Origin of the sequence: Kribbella sp. NPDC049227 (genome assembly GCF_043197265.1) — a bacterium.
Classification (GTDB): domain Bacteria; phylum Actinomycetota; class Actinomycetes; order Propionibacteriales; family Kribbellaceae; genus Kribbella.
In genome coordinates, this window is the sequence record NZ_JBICST010000001.1 from 564,783 (window position 1) to 585,957 (window position 21,175).

Sequence of the window (21,175 nt, forward strand, 5' to 3'; positions counted from 1 at the left end):
CCCGAGCACGTGACGGCGGGGGCGGACACGCGCAGACTCGGAGGTGAGGAGGGGGTCGTAACACCTTGGGAGGGGACATGTTCCGACGCTTGACGGTCATCAGCACAGCACTGATCACGGGGTTGAGTCTCACCGTCCTGCCGGTCGTACCGGCGGACGCACACAGCACTCGTTGGCGAGTGATCGCCACCGGCCTCGACAGCCCACGCGGCCTGGGATTCGCTCCGAACGGGACGCTCTACGTCGCCGAGGCAGGCATCGGCGGCGCCGGACCTTGCATACCGCACCCGCTCGGGCAGATCTGCTACGGCGCCACCGGCGCGGTCACCCAGGTGAGGCGCGGGCACCAGAAACGGGTGCTCACCGGACTCCCGTCGTTTGCCTTGCAGGGCACGGACGAGGTGTTCGGACCGTCCGACGTGGGGCTCAACGGCAGCGGCAAGCTGTACGTGACCCTCGGTCTCGGCGACGACCCGGGCCTGCGGAGTCAACTACCTGCGAACGGACAGCTCGCCGCGACGCTGATCCGCGCGAAGGTGCCCAAGCCCACCTTCAAGGTCGTCGCGGACATCGGCGCGTACGAGCTCGCCGCGAACCCCGACCGCGGACTGCCGGACACCAATCCGCAGGGCCTGCTGCTGACCAAGAGCGGCCAGGTCGTTGCGGACGCAGGCGGAAACGCTCTGCTCGGGGTGCGCTCGCACGGCCGCATCTCCACGCTGGCCGTCTTCCCGCCGCGGCTCGTGCCGAATCCGGCGGGCGGCCCGGACATCCCGATGCAGGCGGTGCCGACGACGGTGACCCGCGGCCCGGACGGCGCGCTCTACGTCGGCCAGCTCACCGGGTTCCCGTTCCCGGTCGGCGGCGCGAATGTCTATCGCATCGGCCACAACGGACAGCCCAAGGTGGCGATCGGTGGGTTCACCAACATCATCGACATCGCGTTCGGGCCGGACAAGGCACTGTACGTACTGGAGATCGCCCACAACGGCCTGCTGTCTGGTGACCCGACCGGTGCACTCATCCGGGTCGACAAGCACGGCAAGCGGACGGTCATCGCCAGCGAAGGCTTGACGATGCCCACCGGACTGGCGATCAGGAACGGTAAGGCGTACGTGTCCAACTGTGGCGTCTGCGCCGACATCGGCCAGGTCATCGCAATCCCACTGCACTGACCTGAACGTCCGTGCCGTCGGCCCTCGAGCCGACGGCACGGATCAGATGCGGCGGCCGTCGAAGGTCACGTGGATGGACCAACTGGTGACCGTCTTCGTCCCTGCGCCGACCGTCATGGCGGACGGCTTCTCACAGGACACCCTGTAGCCCCCGATGGTGCCCTCCGTACCGCAGTCCGGAACGTTGATGTGCAGCCAGGTGGTGACCTGTCCCCGGACGCCGGCGTCCGAGAACAGTGCGGCCACGACGAACGGGAGCTCGGCTCGCGACTTGGCCACCGACTGGGCCTTACCCTGCGGGTAGGCGCCGGCTCCACCGCTGAAGCTGTGCAACGTGAGGCTGCTGACCAGCGTCTTGTCGCGCGCGCCCCCGCCGTTGATCGTGATGGTGTCCTGATCGTTCGTCTTCTTGCACTCTGCACTGGTGTCGTCGCGGGCCGTGCACACCCACCCCTTGGCCCTCAACTTCGCCGACAACGCGCTGATCTTCACGTCCGGGAAGCACTGGAGGCAGTCCGTGACCGCCATGGTCGGCCGCGGAACCGAGGGCGAGTCCTCGGTCGAGGGTGAGCTGCCGGCCGAGGACGAGCTCTCGGCGGATGGCGCCACCGGACCTTGCGACTGCCCCGTCGTACCGCCGGCGGTGTCGTCGTCGGAGCCGGTCAGACGTACGACGACGAACACCACGGTTGTCCTGAGCCGTACGGCTGGCCAGGTCCGTTCTGCTGGTCCATGACCGCAATGTACGGACCCGACGGTTCAGGTCAGGCGAAGAGCTTCTCGCCCCAGTAGGAGCCCGGGGTCACGCCGGCCGGACAGGCGAAGATGCCGGAGCCGACGTGGTGGATGTACTCGTTCATCGTGTCGCTGCGGGCCAACTGGTTCTGGATCGGAATGAACTGCTTGCGCGGATCCCGCTGGTAGGCGAGGAAGAACAGCCCCGCGTCCAGCCGGCCGAGACCGTCCGAGCCGTCGACGAAGTTGTAACCGCGGCGGAGCAACTCGGCACCCTTGTTGAACTGCGGGTGCGCCAGCCGGATGTGCGAGTCCATCGGGACCTTCGGTTCGCCGTCGGAGGTCTTGGCGGCGAAGTCGATCGCGTCGAACTCGTCCGCCTTGCCCAGCGGCGCCCCGGTGCCCTTGCCCCGGCCGATAATGGTCTCCTGCTCGCCCAGCGACGTACGGTCCCAGATCTCGATGTTCATCCGGATCCGCCGTGACACCAGGTACGAGCCACCGACCATCCAGTCCGGACCGTCCTCCGGTTGCACCCACAGCTGCTGCTCGAGCTTGTCGGTGTCCTCCAGCTTGAGGTTGTTCGTGCCGTCCTTGAACCCGAACAGGTTGCGCGGGGTGGCCTGCGCCTTCGACGTGGACGAGGTCCGGCCGAACCCGAGCTGCGAATAGCGGACCGCGACCCGGCCGAAGCCGATCCGGGCCAGGTTGCGGATCGCGTGCACCGCGACCTGCGGATCGTCCGAGCACGCCTGGACGGCAATGTCGCCGCCGGACCGGTTCGGGTCGAGGTCGTCGCCGATGAAGTGCGGCAGATCCACCAGCGCCTTGGGACGCTTGGCTGCCAGCCCGAACCGCTTGTCGAACAGCGAGGGCCCGAACCCGATGGTCAGCGTCAGCCGGGCCGGCGGCAGGCCGACCGCCTCACCGGTGTCCTCCGGCGGTGCCTCATCCGGTCCGTTCACCGCGCCGTACTGGCCGATGTCGCGACCAGCTGTCATCAGCGCGGCCGCGGCCGTCCACTCCTTCAGCAGGGCGATCAGGTCGTCCCGGTTGGTCGTGGTCACGTCGAACGCGGCGAAGTGCAGCCGGTCCTGGACTGGTGTCACGATCCCGGCCTGGTGCGGTCCGTGGAACTCGACGGGGCCGGTGTTGTCCGCGGCCTGCGACTCCTCGCCGGTCAGCGCCGAGTGCGCGGCGTACCCGGCGACTCCGGTGGCCACGGCGACACCCGCCGCGCCGAACAGGCCACGGCGGGAGATGCCTTTACCTTCGGTCATTTCTTCGCGATCACTCCCGCAACCTTGCTGACCGGCTCGGCCAGACCGTCCACGACCCGGCTGAGCTCCTTCTTCTCCGCCTCACTGACCTGGTACGGCTTGAAGCCGTCGCCCTCGCGGTACTTGTCGACCGCGGCGAAGACCGCCTTGAAGTTGGTGTCGAGCGAGGCGACCAGCGCCGCGTCCCGGGCCTGCAGTGCCGGGCGGAGCGCCTGGACTGCCGCCTGCGAACCCTCCACGTTGGCCTGGAAGTCCCACAGGTCGGTGTGCGAGTAGCGGTCCTCCTCACCGGTGATCTTGCCGGTGGCAACCTCGTCCAGCAGCTCCTTCGCACCGTTGGCCAGCTGCAGCGGGTTGAGCTTGACGACCTTGGCCTTCGCCACCACTGTCTTCACGTCGACCAGCAGCTGGTCGGCGTACTTCTCCATGCCTTTGGTGGTGTTGGAGACCCAGAGCGCCTGCTCGATCCGGTGGTACCCGGTCCACTCGGTGCCCGGCTCGACGTCGTTCACCCGGGCGTCGATCTTCGGGTCCAGGTCACCGAACGACTCCGCGACCGGCTCGATCCGCTCCCAGTACGTCCGCGACACCGGGAAGAGCTCCTTGGCCTTGGCCACGTCGCCGGCCTTCACCGCGGTGACGAACTCGGTGGTCTTCTGCTCCAGCGCGACCGCCTGCGAGTTCACGTACCGCTGGTAGCTGTCGGTGGCCTGCTTCAGCAGGGTGTCCTCGTCGACCTGGGCCGCTGCGTCGCCGGCGACGGTGAGGTCGCCGCGGATTCCGTCGCCGACCATGCCGGGCTTGCAGACGGCCTGGTACTTGCCGGTCGGCAGCTCGACGATCAGGTCACGCTTCAGCCCGGGGCCGATGTTCTCGACCTCGCCCATCACCCGGTCGCCCTCGGCGTACACGTAGAACTCGGTGACCTTGCTGCCGCCGTTGGAGACCGAGAACGTGCTGGTGCCGGACTTCACGTCGCGGCGGCTGAGGTCGCACGCCGAGTCGGTCGCCTTGACCGACACCGGGCCGGTGCCGTCGTCGGCCGCGGCGGCCGGCTTGTCATCCGCACAGCCGGTCAGCGTGGCGAGCCCCAGTACTGCGCCGAGAGCGATGACCCCGCGGGTCGTGGACGTGAACATGGTTCTCCTGGACGGGTGAGGGTGGGATCAGGCCGCTTCGGCGGTCTTGGCCGGTACGGCGGGCGGCGTGCTGGTCTTGACCGGGCGGAAGTACAGCACCAGCACGGGGACGAGGTACGCCAGCCACGCGACCGCCTCGAGGACGGTCGGCGCGGGGTTGAAGTTGAAGATGCCCTTCAGCAGTACGCCGTACCAGCTGTCCGGCGGGATCACGTGCGAGATGTCGAAGGCGAGGTGCTGCAGCCCGGGCAGGATGCCCGCCTCCTGCAGGTCGTGGAAGCCGTAGGCGAAGATGCCGGCCGCGACCAGGATCAGGATCGCGCCGGTCCACTTGAAGAACACCGCCAGGTTGACCTTCACCGCGCCGCGGTAGATCGCGACGCCGAGCAGGACCGAGGTGGCCAGACCGAGCAGCACGCCGATGAACGGTACGGCGGTGGTCGCGGTGGCGGCCGACGCGTACACGATGAAGGCGGTCTCGATGCTCTCCCGGAACACCGCCAGGAAGGCCAGGATGACGACGGCCCGGGCGCCGACCTCGAGCGCCTGGCCCATCCGGTCGCGCAGCTCCCTCGCGATGCTGCGGGAGGCCTTGCGCATCCAGAAGATCATCCAGGTGACGAAGCCGACCGCGAGGATCGACATCACGCCACCGACGGTCTCCTGGGTGGTGAACGACTTGGCGGTCAGCGCTGTGACGAACTGCAGCAGCCCCCAAGCGGCGGCCGCGACGGCCAGCGCCGCGACCACTCCGATCCAGACCAGTTTGAGTCGATCCCGATGCCCTGACTTGACCAGGAAGGTGGCGAGGATGCTGACGACCAGCGATGCCTCGAGGCCTTCACGGAGTCCGATCAGATAGTTCGCGAGCATGGCGGGGACTCTTTCACGTCATTAGGTACGGCTAACCTTCCTGAGGTTAACCTAAGAAGTCCCATTCGCCTACTGTGGTGTACGCCGCACTGTGGCCGGGCCCCTCGCCGAGCCGGGACTCGATCAGGCGCAGTGATCCCGCCGTCCACACGGGCCCCTCGTACCCATCGAAGATCCGCACCCAACGGGTCACGTCGACCGGCCGCCGCAGCCGGGCCAGGGTCAGATGCGGGGTGAACTTCCGGCCCTCCACCATCACGCCGGCACGGTTCGCCGCGGAACGAGTCGTCATCGCCAGGTGCGCGAGCGACTCGGTGTCGTCGCGGATCCCGGCGTACAGAACACGCGCGTCGGGCACGCCCGGAAAGGCGCCCGCTCCGGTCACCTGCACCTCGAACGGCTTCTGCCGCTTCGCGGCGCCCTCCAGCCGCTCCCCCAGTTCATCGGTCTTCCAGTCCGGCACGTCGCCCAGGAACGCCAGCGTGATGTGCCAGTGCTCGTCCGCGGCCCACCGGATGTCGTCATCCGGATGCTGCCGCCTGGGTTCGACGAACTCGCTCAGATCCTCCACTACCTCCACAGGTGGCACCACAGCCACGAACAATCGCATCCGAAGACTGTATCTGTGGTGGAAACTGCTTTTGTGGAAGAGCGGAAGTTGCCGTCGCCGTGTGTGGTGATTCTGGTCGGGCCGGGGGCGGCGGGGAAGTCGACGTGGGCGGCGGAGCGGTTCGCCGACGGGCTGATCGTGTCGAGTGACCGGCTGCGGGCGCTGGTCGGGGCCGGGGAGGACGACCTGGCCGCGAGTGCGGACGCGTTCGCGCTGCTGGAAGAGGTGGTCCGGCAACGGATCAGCCGGCGGCTGACGACGGTGATCGACACGCTGGGCCTGGACAAGGATCGGCGACTGCGATGGCTCGAGCTGGCCCGTGCGGCCGGGATGCCTTGTGTCGCGGTCGGTTTCGACACCCCGGCCGCCGAGTGCCGGCGGAGGAACCGCGAACGGCTGAAGCGCATCCCTGCCGACGTGCTCACCAGCCAACTGCGCTCATGGACGGCCGTGAAGAAGGAGTTGCCGCTCGAGGGGTACGACGACGTACTGCAGCCGACCGCGCTGCGCGTCGTGCCCGAGGCGTTCGTGGATGCGGGGGCCGCGGCAACCAGGCAGTCGGAAGCTCCGGCGGCGCTGCGATTCGGACTGCAGTTGAGCAGCTACACGCACAAGGCCGGACGGGCCGGGACGGCCGATTGGATCCGGGACGTCGCGGTCCGGGCCGAGGCCGCCGGGTTCGACGCGATCTATGTGATGGACCACTTCCGGCAGATCCCGCAGGTGGGGCGCGCCTGGGACGACTTCCTGGAGAGCTGGACGACGCTCGGCTATCTGGCTGCCTGTACGACGCGGATGCGGTTGGGGACTCTGGTCTCGGGGATCACCTACCGGAACGTCGCACATCTGGGGAAGATCGCGGCGACGCTCGACGTACTGAGTGGCGGGCGGGCCGTGTGCGGCGTCGGGCTCGCGTGGTTCGAGGCCGAGCACAAGGCGTACGGATGGACGTTCCCGCCGGTGGCCGAGCGGTATGCGCTGCTCGAGGACGCGCTGCAGTTGCTGCCGGTTTTATGGGGACCAGGCAACAAACCGTTCCACGGCAAGGTGCTCGACGTACCGGACACCACTTGTTATCCGCGGCCACTGCAGGAGCATCTGCCGGTGCTGGTCGGCGGGAGTGGACGCCGGACCCTACGGCTGGCCGCGCGTCATGCGGATGCGGTGAACGTCTTCGGTGACGCCACCGCGGTCCGCAAGCATGCCGACTACCTGCGTGAGTTCGACCGTCCCGTCGAGCTGACCCATCTGTCCACAACCCTTGTGGGCAAGGACTCCCGGGCTGTGGACGACCTGGTCGAGCGGCTCCGCCCACGCAACCAGAACCCGGCCCGCTACGCCGCGTCGGTCAACGCGGGCACCGTCGACGACCAGATCGGCCGCTTCCGCGAACTGTCCGAGGCCGGTGCGGCCGAGGTGATGATCAGCCTGCCCGACCTCGACACCCTCGAGACGGCCGGCGAGGTGATCTCAGCCTTCCGCGTCTAGCTTCAGGTCCAGATGCAGCAGGGCGTTCTCGATCAGTTCGGACATCGCCGGGTGGATCCAGTATTGGTTCCGGGCCATCGAGTAGGCGTCCAGGCCGAAGCTCATCGCCTGGATGACGGGCTGGATCACCGAGGACGCCTGCGGGCCGATGATGTGGCAGCCGATGATCTGGCCGGACTTCGGGTCGGCGAGGATCTTCGCGAACCCGCTGGTGTCCTCCATCGCCCAGCCGTACGCGATGTCGGCGTAGTTCTCACGGCCGACGACGTACTCGATGCCGCGCTCGCGAGCCTCCTCCTCGGTCAGGCCGACGGACGCGATCTGCGGCGAGCTGAAGACAGCGTGCGGGACGAAGCGGTGGTCGGCCTTGATCCGGTCGGTGGGGTTGAGCAGGTTGTGTTTCACCACGCGCGCCTCGTGATTCGCGACGTGCTTGAGCTGGTGCGGCGTGGTCACGTCACCGAGCGCGTAGATGCCGTCGACAGTGGTCTGCTGGTACTCGTCGACGACCACCCGGCCCTCGTTGTCGACCTCGACGCCGGTGGCATCCAGGTCCAGTACGTCGGAGTTCGGCGTACGGCCGACGGCGATCAGGAGCTCGTCGACCTCGATCTTGTCGGCGCCGTCCGGATACAGCGTCCGGATCAGGATCGACCCGTCGTCGTTGCGGGCCACCCCGATCGTCTCGTGGTCGAGGCGTACGTCGTACTTGCCGCGGGCGAGCTCGGTGAAGCGCTGGGCGATGTCGGCGTCCTCGTGGCGCAGCAGCAGTTCCGACCGGGCGATCAGCGTGACGTCGACGCCGTACGACGAGAAGATGTGGGCGAACTCGGCGGCGACGAAACCGCTGCCGATGATGCCGAGCCGGCGCGGCAGCTTCTCCAGCCGCATGATCGTGTTCGACGTGTGGTAGCCGGTCTCCTCGAGGCCGGGGATGAACGGGATGATCGGCCGGCTGCCGGCCGCGAGCACGTACCGGTCGGCCGTGATCACGCTGGTCCGGCCGTCCTTGCCGTCGACCGTCAGCTCCTTGGTCCCGGTGAACCGGCCGGTGCCGTCGTACACGGTGACGTTCGCGTTGTCGGCGTGGTGGTGCCGGTACTCCGAGCCGGACGCGGCGATCGGGTCGATCCGGTCGAAGATCCGGTCCCGGACCTCCGGCCAGCGCACCCCGATCAGCTCCTCGTCGACGCCGTACCGGGAACTGATCGACGGGGTGGCGGCCAGGTCGGCGGTGTGCACGAACATCTTGGTGGGGATGCAGCCCACGTTCAGGCAGGTCCCGCCGAACGTGCCACGCTCGACGATCGCCACCTTCCAGTCCGCGAACCGCCGGTTCACGATCGTGTTGCCGGAGCCGGTCCCGATAATCACCAGGTCGTAATGGGTCACACCCCATTGTGCCCCTGTGACCCCAGCCGCCTTCCGAGCAGGCGTACGTCAGGCGACCCGGGGGCCCAGCTCCTTGGTGTCGTCGAGGGGCTCGGACTTCACCGCGGCGACAACCTCGGTCTGCGGACCGGAGTCGACCACGGCCTTCTCGCCGAGGAGCTCGGTCTGTGGCAGCACCTCCAGCCGCGGGCGGGGCAGCAGTCGCGGCCGGATCGCGAGTCCGCGACGGCGGGAGAAGTACAGCACCGATCCGACCGTGCCCAGCACCGTCAGTCCACCGCCGACGATCAGCGTGTAGCGGGCGCCGAACTCCTGGCCGACCCAGCCGATGAACGGCGACCCGAGCGGCGAACCGCCCATCAGGACCGTCATGTAGAGCGCCATCACCCGGCCGCGCATGCTCGGCTCGATACTGAGCTGCATGGTCGCGTTCGCCGAGGTCAGCATGGTCAGCGAGGCCAGCCCGACCAGCGGCAGCACGACCGCGAAGGTCAGGTACGTCGGCATCACCGCGCTGATGATCTCGAAAACACCGAAGGCGAGTGCGGCGCCGATCACCAGGCGAGCCCGGATCCGGACCCTCCGGGCCGCCAGCAGCGCACCGGACAGCGAGCCGATCGCGAGCACGGAGCCGAGGATGCCGTACTCCCCCGCGCCCTTGTGGAACGTCTGGGTCGCCATCAGCGCCGAGGTCAGCTGGAAGTTCAGGCCGAAGGTGCCCGCGAAGAACACCGCGACCAGCACCATCATCAGGTCCGGCCGGCGCCACAGGTAGCGCATGCCGTCGCGGATCATGCCCTTCTCCCGGCCCGCGGGAGTGGGTGTGTGCAACTCGTGGACGCGCATCAGCCGCAGCGACACGATCACGGCCGCGTAGGTGAAGCCGTTGATCAGGATGACCGGACCGGTGCCGATCCAGTTGATCAGCAGACCGGCCAGCGCCGGGCCGAGCAGCCGGGCCGCGTTGAAGGACGCCGAGTTCAGCCCGACGGCGTTGGACAGCTCGTCGCGGCCGACCATCTCGACCACGAAGGACTGCCGGGTCGGGGCGTCGAAGGCAGTGCCGACGCCGAACAGCAGGGCCAGCAGGTACACGTGCCAGGGCTGGACGACCCCGGCGATGGTGAGGCTGCCGAGGACCAGGGCGACGGAGGCCATCGCGATCTGGGTGCAGGTCAGCACCGTCCGCTTCGGCAAGCGGTCGGCGACCAGGCCGGCGTACGGGCCGAGCAGCAGGGCGGGCAGGAACTGCAGTCCGGTGACGATGCCGAGCGCCGTACCGGAATGGGTCAGCTCCAGGACCAGCCAGTCCTGGGCGACCCGCTGCATCCAGGTGCCGACGTTCGACACGATCGCACCGGAGGCGTAGAGACGGAAGTTACGGACTTTGAACGCGCGGAAGGTCGGACTCATGTGGCCGCCAGGCGTTCGAGAACAGGGGCTGCTTTGCGCAGGATGTCGCGCTCCTCGTGGGTCAGTTGCTTGAGCTTGGTCTGCAGCCACTCGTCGCGGCGCCGCCGGTTGGCGTGGATGAGCTCGCCGGCCTTCGCCGTCAGTTCGACCATGATCTGGCGCTTGTCGGTCGGATGCGGGCGGCGCACGACCAGCCCCGCCTCCTCCATGTTGGTCACGATCCGCGTCATCGACGGCGGCTTGACCTGCTCATGGGCGGCCAGCTCACCGATCGTCATCGCCTCGTGCTTGGACAACGCGCCGAGCACGCTGAGCTGGTTGGCGCTGAGGTCGTGACCGGGCTCGCGCTGCCGCCGGATCTGGCGGGACAGGCGCAGGGTCGACGACCGCAGGGCACTCGCCAGCCCGACGTCACTCTTCACCTGCTGTGCTACGACTTCGGGCATACCGTTACCTTAACTCATTACCTTTGCTAACGAAAACGCATTACCGTCAGATGCTATTCCCGGTCACCCGGTGACGACGGCGGGCCGCTAGTCTCCGACGCAGGGCACTAGAGTTCGCGGGCATGGGGACGAGTGCTGAGCTGGCGCGGTTCGAGCAACGGTTCCGGCGGGCGGGGCTGCCGTTGTTCATCGAAGACTTCTCGCCGACACACGACATCTTCACCCGGGCCACGCCGCTGCTGGTGCTGGTGTTCCTGGCCGAGGTGCTCGGGGCGACCTCGCTGCAGTGGCCGGTCTGGGTGAACGTGCTCGCGGCGCTGGGCGCCATGCTGGTGCTGATCGCCGGCTTCGGCCTGCTGAACGGCTTCCGCGGCCGCCCCTTCTGGTCGCTGCCAACCCGGTTCGGCGTACCCGAGCTGGCTGTCTTCGTCCTGCTCCCAGCGCTGTTGCCCGTGGTCACCCAGGGCCAGTTCCGCCAGTTCTTCGGCGTTGCCATCGGCAACCTCCTGCTGGTCGGCGTGGTGTACGTCGTGATCGGCTACGGGCTGATCGGGACGATCTTCTGGAGCCTGCGCCGGCTCGCGAGCGAGCTCGCGAACTCCGTGGCCAGCCTGGTCCGGGCGCTGCCGTTGCTGCTGGTGTTCTCACTGGTGCTGTTCGTGAACACGGAGATGTGGCAGGTGTTCGCCGGGATGCCGGTCGCGTTCATCGTCGTCTCGGTGGTCGCCTTCACTGTCCTGAGCACCTTGTTCCTGCTGATCCGCCTGCCCCGGGAGGTGGACGCGATCGAGCGTGACGCCGGCTCCGGTCCACCGCTGCGCCGGATCCAGCGGATGAACATCAGCATCAGCCTGGTCATCCGGCAGTGGATGCAGGCGCTGGTGGTGAGCGCCGGGGTCGGGCTCTTCTTCGTCGCCTTCGGCATGCTCGCGATCAGCGAGCACATCTATGAGCTGTGGGGCATCACCCCCGGCTCCTGGTCGTATCGCATCGATCTGCTGGATCACCAGATGCTGATCAGCGAAGCGCTGGTGAAGGTTGCCATCGGCATCGCCAACTTCACGGGGCTGTACTACTCCATCGCGCTGCTGACCGACTCGACGTACCGGACCGAGTTCCTCGACCACGTCAGCACGGAACTGCGTGAGCTGTTCGCCGCACGGGCGGAGTACCTCGAGCTGCGGCGTACGACGGCCTAGGTGCTTATTGGTTTGCCGCTGACCGGCCCGGTCGGATAGGAAGCTTGCATGCTGACAGGCAGCAAGATCGCGCTCAGGGCCCGGCACGAGGAAGACATCCCGATCCTGCGCGCCGAGCTGTACGACGATGTGGTCAACGCCGCGCGGTCCGAAGGCCGGCCGTGGCGGCCGATCACGCCCGGCGCGAAGGACTCGCGGCTCGTCGTGGACGACGAGGAACAGGTGCGCGTCCCGTTCTCCGTGATCGAACTGGACGGCGGCGCCCTGGCCGGTACCGCGACGTTGTGGAATATCGACAACCACAACCGGTCCGCGCACATCGGGTTGGGCCTGCTGCCGTCCTGCCGCGGCAAGGGCTACGGCACGGACGTGGTCGCGGTGTTGTGCCACTACGGTTTCGTCGTGCGTGGCCTGCAGCGGCTGCAGATCGAGACGCTGTCGGACAACGCCGCGATGCTGCGCTCGGCCGAGCGGAACGGCTTCGTCCGCGAGGGTGTGCTGCGCTCCTCGGCCTGGGTGATGGGCGAGTTCCTGGACGAGGTGCTGCTCGGCCTCCTCGCCCAGGACTGGAAGCCGGACCCGCGGAGTACTGGGTCCTAGAGGCCGAGGGCCTCCTTCAGGAAGCGCAGTTCGTGGAGCATCAGTCCTTCCAGGGTCGCCGCGTCGGTGGGCATGTGGGTGGCCCCGGACAGCGGCAGCACCTGATGCTGCCGGCCGGCCGCGAGCAACGCGGCCGACAGCCGCAGGGTGTGGGCGGCAACCACATTGTCGTCGGCGAGGCCGTGCACCAGCAGTAGAGGGCGACGGAGGCCGGCCGCGTAGGTGAGCAGTGACGAGCGGTCGTAGACCTCGGGGTTCTCATCGGGATGTCCCAGGAACCGCTCGCGCCAATGCGTGTCGTACATCCGCGAGTCGCTCGGGGGAGCGCCGGCGATCGCCGCATGGAAGACGTCCGGCCGGCGGAGGACAGCAGCCGCGGCGAGAAGTCCGCCGTAGCTCCAGCCCTGCATGGCGACCTTGGTCAGATCGAGGGCGCCGGTCTGCTCCGCGACCGAGCGCAACGCCGTCACCTGATCCTCGAGCGGAGCCGCCATGGTGTCGAGATGGACTGTCTTCTCCCACGCCGGACCGCGTCCCGGCGTACCCCGGCCGTCGGCGATGATCACGGCGAACCCGGCTTCGGCGTACCACTGAGCGGTGGCGAACCACGCACCGGTGGCCCGCACCGCAAGCTGCCCGGCGGGACCGCCGTACGGCGACATCAGGACCGGCAGCGGTGCGTCGCCGGGCTGATGCCAGGACGGCAGCAGTAGGGCGGCCCGAAGTTGCAGTTCGCCGGCCTGCAACCAGGTGATCCGCGGAGTGAGCACTGGCTTGGCGTTGAGCGCTCTGATCGCTCGGTCCGGTCGGCCATCCCTCCGCGCGACGAACGATCGGCCGGACTCGGTGTTGGAGACCACCAGGAGCGCACCGGGGACGCGGCTTCCGGTGTGGATGCCTGCGCCTTCGCTCAGCTGATGCAGCCCGGTCGCGTCGTACAGCCAAAGGTGGCGCTCGGTCGGCTCGTCGTTCGCCTCGAAGAGGACCGCCTCGCCTGAGACATCCAGGACGGCGCGGACCTGCAGACCGTCGGGAGTGACCGCTTCTCCGCCGACCAGCAGCCGCCGGGTCTCCCCTGCGTCCTCGGTGTGGACGAGGCGGCCCGATTCGGTGCGTGCCGGGGTTCCGGCGATGAGCTCGACCCAGGCGGAATCACGCTGCTCGTGCACAAGGTGCGTCTCACCGGTGTCCGGGTCGGCCGCTCGTACCTGCAGCGTGCGTTGGTCGCGCGACTGCACACCGATCAGCGGCCCGTGCGAGTCCCAGCCGGCCGAAGTCAGATACTCGTACGCCGCCCTGTCCCACCGCAGCTCGACTCCGCCGGGATTGTCCAGCGAGCGCTGGGCACCCGAGTCGCCGGACACGTCGAAGGCGTGCAGGGTGACGAGGGCGTTCGGCGTACCAGCGGCGGGGTACGGGATTTCGCGGGGCTTTCGGCCAGGGTTGGCCGGGTCCGCGATCCACCAGCGCTGGACCGGGGTCTGGTCGACCCTTGCCGCCAGCAACCGGGTGCCGTCGGGAGACCACCAGTGGCCGCGGTTCCGCTGCATCGACTCCGCAGCGACGTGCTCAGGCAGACCCCAGGCGACCTCGGGGTCCGGGTCCGCGGCCAGTTGCCGATCGTTGCCAGTAGCAAGCTCCACTACATGTAGTGCGCGACCCGTCACGTACGCGACCCGGCGCCCGGTTGGGTCGATGCGCGGATCGACGACCGGTCCCGCGGTTGGCACAGCTACCGGCCGGCGCTCCGGGCTGTCGAGGTCGAGCTGGTACAGATCACCTTTCACCGCGAACGCGACCCGGCGGGCCGCACGATCGGTCGAGTACGCGACGACGCCGGCAGTGCGCTCACGGCTCCGCTCCCGCCGGATCAGCTCGGCCTCGGGCACCGGCCCGTCGTCTCCGAGGTTCTCCGGCGCGACCAGGAGATGCTCCTGACCGTCGTTCAGATCGAGCGACCAGAGGCAACCGGTCCGGTCCTCCGGCCCACGGGTCCGAAGGAAGAGCACACGCTCCCCGTCCGGAGACAGCGTGAACGCACGAGGCAGACCAAGCGTGAACCGACCAGTACGAGCAGACTGTGCAGGAAACGCGTCAACAGGATCCACTCCCGGACAGTACGCCGCCCCCAGCTCACCCGTCCGGCTTGGGATAGGTGAGCCAGTCGCTGAGTGGGCCGATCGCGAAGTACAAGACGAACAGCGCCGACACGATCCACATCAGCGGGTGAATGTCGCGCGTCCTGCCCCGGACCAGCTTCAGGATGACGTACGCCACGAAGCCCGCGCCGATGCCGGCCGTGATCGAGTACGTGAACGGCATCAGGATGATGGTCAGGAACGCCGGGAACGCGATGTCGAAGTCATCGAAGTTGATCCCCTTGACCTGGGCCATCATCAGGAACCCGACCAGGATCAACGCCGGCGTCGCCGCTTCGTACGGCACCAGCGTGACCAGCGGCGCGACCACCATCGAGATCAGGAAGCAGATCCCGGTCACCACGCTCGCCAGCCCGGTCCGGGCACCTTCACCCACACCGGACGCCGACTCGATGTACGACGTGTTGCTCGAGACCGAGGCGGCGCCACCGGCGGCTGCCGCGACGCTGTCGACGATCAGGATGCGCTGCGCGTTCGGCGGGTTGCCCTCCTTGTCGAGCAGCCCGGCCTCCGCGCCGATCGCGGTCATCGTGCCCATCGTGTCGAAGAAGTCGGCCAGCATCAGCGTGAAGACCAGCAGCAGTGCGGAGATCACGCCGACCCGCTCGAACGACCCGAACAGGCTGAACTCGCCGATCGTGTCCAGGTTCGGTGTGGTGAACCAGTTGTCCGGCAGCTTCGGCACGCTCAGTCCCCAGCCGCCCGGGTTCTTGTCGCTGCGGGCACCGATCCCGGCGATCGCCTCGATCACGATCGAGAGCACGGTCGCGCCCAGGATGCCGATCAGGATGGCGCCCTTCACCTTCCGCGCGTACAGCGTCACGATCAGGATCAGGCCGACCACGAACACCAGCACCGGCCAGCCGCGGAGGTTGCCGCCGACGCCGAGCTCGACCGGCGGCCCGGTCAGTGCCGCCGGGCGCCGGACGAAGCCGGCGTCGACGAAGCCGATGAACGCGATGAACAGGCCGATGCCGACGCTGATCGCGACCTTCAGCTGCAGTGGCACCGCCTCGAACACAGCTTTCCGGAACCCGGACAGCACTAGGACCAGGATGATCAGGCCCTCCAGCACCACCAGGCCCATCGCGTCGGCCCAGGTCATCTTGGTCGCAACCGAGAACGCGATGAACGCGTTCAGGCCGAGGCCGGTGGCCAGCGCGAGCGGGAAGTTCGCCAGTACACCCATCAGGATGGTGACCACGCCGGCGACCAGCGCCGTGGCGACCGCGATCTTCGCGATCGAGGCCGCCGTACTGGTGCCACCGCCGACGAGCTGGCCGTCGCCGTCCGGCACGGTGCCGATGATCAGCGGGTTCAGCACCACGATGTAGGCCATCGTGAAGAACGTGACCAGCCCGCCACGGATCTCCCGGCTGAGAGTGGATCCACGTTGGCTGATCTTGAAGTACGAGTCGACGACATTCGATCCGGAGCGGGCCGTCGCGGCCTGGGGCGAGCTCATGCCCGCATCGTGCCAGTTCCTGCCCACCGGTTGCGAGCACTGATGCAAAACCGTTCCGCTGCGGGGAACGTGGGTGGTGGGTACTAAGGTGGTGCCGTGTCAGACGAACGGGAGGCGTCGAAGAAGCGGAACGACCCCACGAGCCAGCTCGCCCGCGGCGAACTGGTCCATGCCGAGGTGAAACCGCTCGACCTGTCCGGCATCCCCAGCGTCATCGTCGGGATCATCGCCTGGGCGGTCGCGTTCGTCGTCGTCCTGATCTTCCGCGACGACCTCAAAGAGGACGGCCTCGAATGGTGGCTCTGGGTCACCGTCGCCGGCTTCGGCCTCGGTCTCATCGGCCTCTGGTACTGCCGCCGCCGCTGGGCCGCCATCCAAGCCGGCCACCGCCCAGAACAAGAGGACTAGGGCGTGTCTCCCAATTCCACGCCGTAGCGAGCAGGTGCTCGGCGGAGTGCCTCGGTGAGCTGGAGCGGAGGGCTCGATGTGGTTCCATCGTGCCCTTCGCTCCAGCTCAGCGAGGTGCCCGCCGAGCGCCGCGCAGTAGGCGTGGGATTGGGAGACACGCCCTAGAACCCAAGGCTGGATGGGTGTGCGCGAGCGGACCTTTACTTGAGTTCGTCGTCCGATTCTGGTTCGGCGGCGGCTTCGACCTCGGACTGGACGGCGTCGGCTAGTTCGAGGGTGTCGTAGCCGGTGGTGTCGAAGGCGTGTTCGGCGGACGGCTGGTCCGGGAGGTCGATGACCGCGTCGGAGTGCGCGCCGCAGCCGTAGTCGTACGCGACGACGCGGCCCTCGCCCGGGGCCATCTCGTTCGCGCAGATGCCGAAGGCTTGGCCGAGGCTGTCGGCCAGGCGGATCCAGTAGCCGCACGAGTGGCACTTGTACGGGACGGCCTGCGCGATCGGAGCGCTGGGTCCGAAGTCGCCGGCGTACCAGCGCTCGGCCGCTTCCTCACGACCGAACGGCGAGAGCACGCGCTCCCGGCCCAGGCCGAGTTCGTCGACGACCGCGCGTACGTCGTCCGGGGCGCCGGTGTCGGTGAAGCCGGCCTCGAGGCGCGGGTCGTCGGCGTGGGTCGGGAACAGGTCGCCGGGGCGGAGGTCGCCCGGCTGGACGCGCTCGGACCACGGGACCCACTCCGGCGCGACGACTGCCGCCTCGCCGGGGAGCATGACGACCTCGTTGACCGTGACCGTCTTCGCCCGGGAGGCGCGGGTCACCGTGACCGCCCACCGCCAGCCCCGGTAGCCCGGGTGGGTGGAGGCGAAGTAGTGGGTGACGAGGCGCTCACCCTCGACCGAATGACCGAGGTACTCCCCGACCTGCGCGGTACCGGCCTCCTCGATCGCTGCCTCACGGGCAGGGTCGACCGCCGCGACACTGACCGCGTCGGCCTTGGCACGCACCGGTTCCGGAGTTCTGACGGGAGTCACAATCGCCCATTCTCGCACGGCCGAGCCGGTGTTCCGAACGCGCCGTGACTACGGTCTGTCCCCTGCAGGAGGCAGGATGGTTCCATGCACAGCCCAGACCCCGCCGACCCGAAGTCGACGCCGGGCGGAAAGCCCGCCGGCGAGCGACCGACCGGCGGGCAGTCGACGGCGGGGAAGACCCCCGGTGATCGGTTCAGCGACGCGCGGGACAAGCTGGGCACTGCGAGCAAGAAGGTCGGCCACGCCTCGAAGGTCGGCGCGACCGGGTTCGCGAGCGCATCGAAGAAAACAGCCGTCGTGGGTGGCAAGGTCGGCCGGGCCACCGGCCGCCGGATCCGCGGGCTGACGGGCGCTCAGGGCGCCCGCGAATCGGGCCTGTCCCGGCTGATCGAGCTGGGCGCGGTCAACGCCGCCGGAGACACCGCGTTCGCGGTCTCGCTGGCCGGGACGGTGTTCTTCACCGTGCCGAGCGACCAGGCCCGCGACCGTGTCGCCCTGTTCCTGCTGCTGACGATGGCGCCGTTCGCCCTGATGGCGCCGCTGATCGGACCGATCCTGGACCGGTTCCGCCACGGCCGCCGCTGGGCGATCGGCGCGACGCTCGGTCTCCGCGGCTTCCTGGTCTGGAGCCTCGCCGCGTCGATGACCGGCTCGGGCTCGGCCTGGCTCTACCCGGCCGCCCTCGGTTGCCTGGTCGCGTCCAAGGCGTACGGCGTGACCCGCGCCTCCGCCGTACCGCGGCTGCTGCCGAAGGAGATCACGCTCGTCACGGCCAACTCCCGGATCTCGCTGGCCGGTGTCGTGGGCGCGACCGTCGGCGCGGTCATCGCGGGAGCGTTCGCCGCGATCGGGCCGCAGTGGTCGCTGCGCTGGGCCGCGGTCATGTACACGATCGGCCTGATCCTCGCGATCCGGCTGCCCAGCGCGGTCGACTCCCCCGCGGACGAGGAGATCACCGGTACGGCGGGGCGCGACGCGCGGCGCAGGGCGATCACCTCGGCGGTGGCCCGCGGCATCCGATGCAACCTCGGACTCCGGTTCGTGTCCGGCTTCCTCACCATGTATCTGGCCTTCCTGCTCCGGGACAAACCGATCAGTGGGGTCGACGGCGCGATCGCGGTCGCCGCGGTGATCGCCGCGGCCGGGATCGGCAACAGCCTCGGCACCCTGAGCGGATCGTTGCTCAAGGCACGAAAACCCGAGGTGGTCGTGCTGGTGGTGCTGATCGTGGACGCGACGCTCGCGGTCGCGGTGGCGGTGCTGTACGGGTTCCCGAGCCTGATCGCACTCGGCCTGATCGCGGGTCTGTGCAGTTCGCTCGGGAAGCTGTCGCTGGACGCGATGATCCAGCGCGACGTCGCGGAGTCCGTGCGTACGTCGGTCTTCGCACGTTCGGAGACGGTGCTGCAACTGGCCTGGGTGATCGGCGGCGGCTGCGGCATCGTGCTGCCGCTGATCCCGCGGCTCGGCTTCGGCTTCCTGGCAGTCGTCCTGCTCGCCGTGGTCTTCCTGGTCATCCGGATGAAGCCGTCGAAGCCACTGCCGACCGGCCTGCGGGCCGAGGGCGGGCCTGGCCACAGGCCCGGCGGCGGCGAGCCGCACCGGCCGTCCGGCGATGCGCCGCACCGGGCGAGCGACGCGGAGTCTGAGCATCCGACCAGCACGAGCCGCACGATCCTGACCACCAGCGTCGCCGAGCAGCGCGCGAACCGGGCCAAGCGCTCCGGCCGGTACGACGAGCCGACGGTGGAGCTGAGGATCGAGGACCAGAAGCCACCCGCTGGGCAAGGAGGCCCCGGAGAGCAGCCGGTCGGACGGTGGTGGAGCGGCCAGCAGGACGACGACGAGGACACGCTCGAGGACCAGGCCCGGTGGTCCGAGGAGCCGACCGTCGAACGCGAGCCCGAGCACGACCGACGCGTCTTCAAACGCCGCCCCGGCGGGCGCCGCCCACCCCGCTGAAACGGACCGGCGGGCCATCACAATCTCGCCGCCCCGGCCGGCCTGGCGCTCAGCCCGGGCGGAGTCGCGACCATTGCGATGGCCTGGAGGTCCGGTGAAGCCCCGGCGCGGGTGCGCCGGGGCTGGTCTATGAAGTGGGTCAGACGACTCCGGTGGGCTTACGCGACTGGCTGGAGTTCTGGGTCGTCCTCCTCTTCGGAGACGGGGACGAGCTCCGGGGAGGCAGCGGTGCCGCGCAGGGTGGTGGTGGCGACTACCGCGGTGACCAGGAGAAGGACGCAACCGACGACGGCGACCACGTTCATGCTGTGGGTGAAGGCGTGCCGCGCGGTGGCCAGAACAGTCTCGGCGACCTGGGCGGGCAGGTGGGCCGCCGCTGCGGTCGCGGCCGGCAGACCCTCGCGGACCGGAGCCGCTACACCGGACGGCAGGTCCGAGCGGTAGGCCGCAGTACCGATCGAGCCGAGGACCGCGATACCCAGCGCGCCACCGAACTCGCTGCAGGTCTCCATCACCGCGGAGGCCGAGCCGGCCCGCTCCGGGGCGACCGATCCGACGATGGCCTCGGTCACCAGCGACATCACCATCACCAGACCGGCGGCCAGCAGCGCGGCTCCGGTCAGCACGACCGCCAGCGAGGAGTCCACCCGCACCTGGGTCAGGACACCGAACCCGGCAGCAGCCAGGACGAAGGCGCCACCGATCACGTACGCCCGATCGATCCGCCGAGCCAGCGAGGCCGCGAGAGGCGCCGCGCCGCCAACCACGACCGACGGAGCGAGTGACCACAGAGCCGCCTTGAACGGGCTCAGGCCGTGCACCAGCTGCAGGTACTGGGTCATGAACACCGCGTTGCCCACCAGCGCCAGAGTCCCGACAGTGTTGGCCACCAGCGAACCGCTGAACGCCAGGTTGCGGAACATCCCCAGCTCGATCATGGGGTACGCCGCGGTCCGCTGCCGCTGGACGAACATCGCTCCGAACACCAGGCTGGCCACGATCGCGACCACCGGCAGCGCGGACGCTCCGTTCGCCGCCAGCTCCTTGATCCCCCAGATCACCGGCAGTACGGCGGCCAGCGACAGCAGCGATCCGATCAGGTCGAACCGGCCACCGGTCGGGGCCTTGAACTCCGGCAGCAGCATCGGCGCGAGCACCAGCAGCAGGAGCATCGCCGGGGTGTTGATCAGGAACACCGAACCCCACCAGAAGTGCTCCAGCAGGAAGCCTCCGAGCACCGGGCCGAGCGAGATCCCACCCATCATCACCGCGCTCCAGAACGCGATCGCCTTCGCCCGCTGCTCCGCGTCGTGGAACATGTTCCGGATCAGCGCCAGGGTCGACGGCATCAGGGTCGCACCACCGATTCCGAGCACCGCGCGGGCCGCGATCAGCTGCTCGGGGCTCTGCGCGTACGCCGCGGCCACCGAGGCCAGACCGAACGCGACGGCACCGAAGATCAGCAGCCGGCGGCGGCCGATCCGGTCACCGAGCGAACCCATGGTGATCAGCAGGCCGGCCAGCACGAACCCGTAGATGTCGAAGATCCACAGCTGCTCGGTCGCCGAGACCCCCAGGTCCGCGCTGATGTACGGGACCGCGAAGTACAGCACCGAGACGTCCATCGAGACCAGCAACAGCGGCAGTGCGAGCACACCGAGCGCGATCCACTCCTTGCGTCCCGCTCGTTCTGTCGGACCCATGATGCCCCTCCGGATTATCTGTTTACGCCGCACACTGTGTGCGCCATACACAGACCATAGCGACATCTGTCTATGATGTAAACAGTCAATCCCGAAGGAC

Annotated in this window: 18 protein-coding genes; 6 read left to right on the forward strand and 12 right to left on the reverse strand. The window is 68.7% G+C overall.

Annotated features, from left to right (window positions below):
- Positions 1–77: 77 nt before the first annotated feature.
- The gene (locus ACGFH6_RS02885) at positions 78–1,175 is read left to right on the forward strand and encodes a ScyD/ScyE family protein (RefSeq protein WP_393379947.1); all 1,098 of its coding nucleotides are present in this window, start codon (positions 78–80) and stop codon (positions 1,173–1,175) included.
- A gap of 42 nt (positions 1,176–1,217) precedes the next feature.
- Here the strand turns inward: ACGFH6_RS02885 and ACGFH6_RS02890 are convergent, their stop codons facing one another.
- From ACGFH6_RS02890 to thpR, 5 genes are all read right to left on the reverse strand, one after another.
- A complete protein-coding gene (locus tag ACGFH6_RS02890; RefSeq protein WP_393379949.1) occupies positions 1,218–1,862 on the reverse strand; it encodes a hypothetical protein in 645 nt (214 codons plus the stop codon).
- 77 nt (positions 1,863–1,939) lie between these two features.
- The gene (efeB, locus tag ACGFH6_RS02895; RefSeq protein ID WP_393379950.1) at positions 1,940–3,190 is read right to left on the reverse strand and encodes an iron uptake transporter deferrochelatase/peroxidase subunit; all 1,251 of its coding nucleotides are present in this window, start codon (positions 3,188–3,190) and stop codon (positions 1,940–1,942) included.
- A complete protein-coding gene (efeO, locus tag ACGFH6_RS02900) occupies positions 3,187–4,329 on the reverse strand; it encodes an iron uptake system protein EfeO (RefSeq protein WP_393379952.1) in 1,143 nt (380 codons plus the stop codon). The genes efeB and efeO overlap by 4 nt, the downstream gene beginning before the upstream one ends.
- A 27-nt stretch (positions 4,330–4,356) precedes the next feature.
- Entirely contained in the window at positions 4,357–5,202 is an 846-nt protein-coding gene (efeU, locus tag ACGFH6_RS02905; protein WP_393379954.1) for an iron uptake transporter permease EfeU, read from the reverse strand.
- A 46-nt stretch (positions 5,203–5,248) separates the two neighbouring features.
- On the reverse strand, positions 5,249–5,812 hold the full coding sequence (gene thpR / locus ACGFH6_RS02910) for an RNA 2',3'-cyclic phosphodiesterase (protein WP_393379956.1): 564 nt from the start codon (positions 5,810–5,812) through the stop codon (positions 5,249–5,251).
- Between the two features lie 33 nt (positions 5,813–5,845).
- Between thpR and ACGFH6_RS02915 the strand changes: the two genes are divergently transcribed.
- Positions 5,846–7,300: an LLM class flavin-dependent oxidoreductase gene (locus ACGFH6_RS02915; protein WP_393379958.1), complete on the forward strand. Its 1,455-nt coding sequence runs from the start codon at positions 5,846–5,848 to the stop codon at positions 7,298–7,300.
- On the opposite strand, the gene ACGFH6_RS02920 is transcribed toward ACGFH6_RS02915, so the two are convergent.
- From ACGFH6_RS02920 to ACGFH6_RS02930, 3 genes are read right to left on the reverse strand one after another with little or no spacing between them, the layout of a single operon-like run.
- The gene (locus ACGFH6_RS02920) at positions 7,283–8,692 is read right to left on the reverse strand and encodes a mycothione reductase (RefSeq protein WP_393379960.1); all 1,410 of its coding nucleotides are present in this window, start codon (positions 8,690–8,692) and stop codon (positions 7,283–7,285) included. The genes ACGFH6_RS02915 and ACGFH6_RS02920 overlap by 18 nt on opposite strands.
- Positions 8,693–8,740: 48 nt before the next feature.
- Entirely contained in the window at positions 8,741–10,105 is a 1,365-nt protein-coding gene (locus tag ACGFH6_RS02925) for an MFS transporter (RefSeq protein ID WP_393379962.1), read from the reverse strand.
- A complete protein-coding gene (locus ACGFH6_RS02930; protein WP_131518819.1) occupies positions 10,102–10,551 on the reverse strand; it encodes a MarR family winged helix-turn-helix transcriptional regulator in 450 nt (149 codons plus the stop codon). Before ACGFH6_RS02930 ends, ACGFH6_RS02925 begins: the two co-directional genes overlap by 4 nt.
- A 122-nt stretch (positions 10,552–10,673) precedes the next feature.
- On the opposite strand from ACGFH6_RS02930, the gene ACGFH6_RS02935 reads away from it, so the two are divergent.
- The gene (locus ACGFH6_RS02935; protein WP_393379964.1) at positions 10,674–11,750 is read left to right on the forward strand and encodes a hypothetical protein; all 1,077 of its coding nucleotides are present in this window, start codon (positions 10,674–10,676) and stop codon (positions 11,748–11,750) included.
- Positions 11,751–11,798: 48 nt separating this feature from the next.
- Positions 11,799–12,350 (forward strand): GNAT family N-acetyltransferase, encoded by a 552-nt coding sequence (locus ACGFH6_RS02940; RefSeq protein WP_393379966.1) that lies wholly within the window; start codon positions 11,799–11,801, stop codon positions 12,348–12,350.
- Here ACGFH6_RS02940 and ACGFH6_RS02945 read toward each other — a convergent pair.
- Positions 12,347–14,359 (reverse strand): alpha/beta fold hydrolase, encoded by a 2,013-nt coding sequence (locus ACGFH6_RS02945; protein ID WP_393379967.1) that lies wholly within the window; start codon positions 14,357–14,359, stop codon positions 12,347–12,349. The genes ACGFH6_RS02940 and ACGFH6_RS02945 overlap by 4 nt on opposite strands.
- Before the next feature lie 124 nt (positions 14,360–14,483).
- Positions 14,484–15,974 carry an NCS2 family permease gene (locus ACGFH6_RS02950; RefSeq protein WP_393379969.1) on the reverse strand — a complete coding sequence of 497 codons (1,491 nt, stop codon included), beginning with the start codon at positions 15,972–15,974 and terminating at the stop codon, positions 14,484–14,486.
- Between the two features lie 96 nt (positions 15,975–16,070).
- On the opposite strand from ACGFH6_RS02950, the gene ACGFH6_RS02955 reads away from it, so the two are divergent.
- Positions 16,071–16,382, forward strand: coding sequence for a DUF2530 domain-containing protein (locus tag ACGFH6_RS02955; protein ID WP_393379971.1), 312 nt, complete (start codon positions 16,071–16,073; stop codon positions 16,380–16,382).
- Positions 16,383–16,582: 200 nt separating this feature from the next.
- Here the strand turns inward: ACGFH6_RS02955 and ACGFH6_RS02960 are convergent, their stop codons facing one another.
- Complete coding sequence (locus tag ACGFH6_RS02960; protein ID WP_393379973.1) at positions 16,583–17,410, reverse strand: DUF3027 domain-containing protein; 828 nt, start codon at positions 17,408–17,410, stop codon at positions 16,583–16,585.
- A gap of 84 nt (positions 17,411–17,494) precedes the next feature.
- On the opposite strand from ACGFH6_RS02960, the gene ACGFH6_RS02965 reads away from it, so the two are divergent.
- Positions 17,495–19,372 (forward strand): MFS transporter, encoded by a 1,878-nt coding sequence (locus ACGFH6_RS02965; protein ID WP_393379974.1) that lies wholly within the window; start codon positions 17,495–17,497, stop codon positions 19,370–19,372.
- Between the two features lie 158 nt (positions 19,373–19,530).
- Here ACGFH6_RS02965 and ACGFH6_RS02970 read toward each other — a convergent pair whose 3' ends face one another.
- Entirely contained in the window at positions 19,531–21,075 is a 1,545-nt protein-coding gene (locus ACGFH6_RS02970; RefSeq protein WP_393379976.1) for an MFS transporter, read from the reverse strand.
- Positions 21,076–21,175: the final 100 nt, after the last annotated feature.

Bases quoted from the DNA above. Each gene is read 5' to 3' on its own strand.
- ACGFH6_RS02885 (WP_393379947.1), top strand. From the start codon at position 78: ATGTTCCGACGCTTGACGGTCATCAGCACAGCACTGATCACGGGGTTG.
- efeB (WP_393379950.1), bottom strand. From the start codon at position 3,190: ATGACCGAAGGTAAAGGCATCTCCCGCCGTGGCCTGTTCGGCGCGGCG.
- efeO (WP_393379952.1), bottom strand. From the start codon at position 4,329: ATGTTCACGTCCACGACCCGCGGGGTCATCGCTCTCGGCGCAGTACTG.
- efeU (WP_393379954.1), bottom strand. From the start codon at position 5,202: ATGCTCGCGAACTATCTGATCGGACTCCGTGAAGGCCTCGAGGCATCG.
- thpR (WP_393379956.1), bottom strand. From the start codon at position 5,812: ATGCGATTGTTCGTGGCTGTGGTGCCACCTGTGGAGGTAGTGGAGGAT.
- ACGFH6_RS02925 (WP_393379962.1), bottom strand. From the start codon at position 10,105: ATGAGTCCGACCTTCCGCGCGTTCAAAGTCCGTAACTTCCGTCTCTAC.
- ACGFH6_RS02930 (WP_131518819.1), bottom strand. From the start codon at position 10,551: ATGCCCGAAGTCGTAGCACAGCAGGTGAAGAGTGACGTCGGGCTGGCG.
- ACGFH6_RS02935 (WP_393379964.1), top strand. From the start codon at position 10,674: ATGGGGACGAGTGCTGAGCTGGCGCGGTTCGAGCAACGGTTCCGGCGG.
- ACGFH6_RS02940 (WP_393379966.1), top strand. From the start codon at position 11,799: ATGCTGACAGGCAGCAAGATCGCGCTCAGGGCCCGGCACGAGGAAGAC.
- ACGFH6_RS02950 (WP_393379969.1), bottom strand. From the start codon at position 15,974: ATGAGCTCGCCCCAGGCCGCGACGGCCCGCTCCGGATCGAATGTCGTC.
- ACGFH6_RS02965 (WP_393379974.1), top strand. From the start codon at position 17,495: ATGCACAGCCCAGACCCCGCCGACCCGAAGTCGACGCCGGGCGGAAAG.
- ACGFH6_RS02970 (WP_393379976.1), bottom strand. From the start codon at position 21,075: ATGGGTCCGACAGAACGAGCGGGACGCAAGGAGTGGATCGCGCTCGGT.